General features: G+C 62.7%; 2 protein-coding genes. Both read right to left on the bottom strand.

The window, feature by feature from the left end; all coding sequences use genetic code 11:
- Positions 1-192: hypothetical protein (locus ACXJL8_RS41610; protein WP_456687097.1), on the bottom strand; the 192-nt coding region annotated here is incomplete at its 3' end.
- A gap of 120 nt (positions 193-312) precedes the next feature.
- On the bottom strand, positions 313-1,182 hold an 870-nt coding region (locus tag ACXJL8_RS41605; RefSeq protein WP_456687096.1), incomplete at its 5' end, for a Bug family tripartite tricarboxylate transporter substrate binding protein.

Here is a 1,182-nt window from a genome sequence, read left to right as displayed (position 1 = left end):
GGGCAAGCCATCGCGAACCATCTCGCCGACAGCACCGCCCAAAATGACGGACACTGTGACGGGCCATACAGCCGCCATCACGATGACAGCTCCAAAGGGGATGTCCCTGTTGGGGCGATCGTAGGATTCCATAGCCGTGAAAACGAACAGGGCTATCAGGCAACCGATCGCGTATTTCTTTTTCCAGCTCATGTGATGAAGACCTTCTGAAGCCGTGCATTGGTCGCGCCGGCTTTTCCGTGGGTTCATCTGCGCCGTCGCCAGCTGCCGGACTTGAAGCCGCGTGCTTGCCCGATCACGCGTGCGCCACTGTCATTCAGCCTTGATGTTGGCGTCCTTGATGATCTGCTGATACTTCGCCATCTCGTCCTTGATGAAGCCGGCGAAATAATCCGGCGTGGAGCCGAGCGGTTCGAAACCGAGAAGCGCGAAGCGTTCCCTCACCTCCGACCGCTGCACGATCCTGGCGATCTCGGCTTGAATTGTCGCGACCAGGTCGGCGGGCAAGCCCTTCGGGCCCCACAGGCCGTACCAGGAGCCAAACTCGAAGCCTTTCATGCCGGACTCGGCCACGGTCGGAATCTCCGGAGCGATGTCGACGCGCTTGGTGCTGGTGACGGCCAGCGCCTTGATGCTTCCGGCTTTCGCCAGCGGCAGCGAGGACAGGATCGGATCGGCGATCAACTGCACCTGGCCGCTCATCAGGTCCGTCAGCGCGGGGCTGGCGCCCTTGTAGGGCACCACCAGGGTGTCGACACCGGCATCGCGCTTGAGCAGCTCGATCGCCATGTGCCCGGCCGAGCCGAAGCTCGATGTCGCGAAGGTGTATTTGCTCGGATCCTTGCGAACCAGATCGAAGAATTCCTTGAGAGTTTTGGCGGGCATCTGCGCCGTGGTGCTGACGATCAGCGGTCCGCTGGCCACCAGCGAAATCGGCGTGAAGTCGGTGACCACGTCGTAGGGAACGGCCTTGTGCAGGAACGGCGTCACCACATGGATCGACGCGGTCAGCATCAGCGTGTAGCCATCCGGCGCGGCCTTGGCGACATAGTTCGCGCCGACGATGCCGCCGGCGCCACCGGCGCGGTTCTCGACGATAAAACTCTGCCCGAACGACTCGCCCAGCTTTTGCGCGAGCAGTCGCGCGACGCCGTCGACGGATCCCCCCGCGGGATAGGGCAC

It is taken from the genome of Bradyrhizobium sp. P5_C11_2, assembly GCF_054049755.1.
Note: the sequence above shows the minus strand (reverse complement) of the source record. Positions and strands in the feature narration are given on the sequence as shown.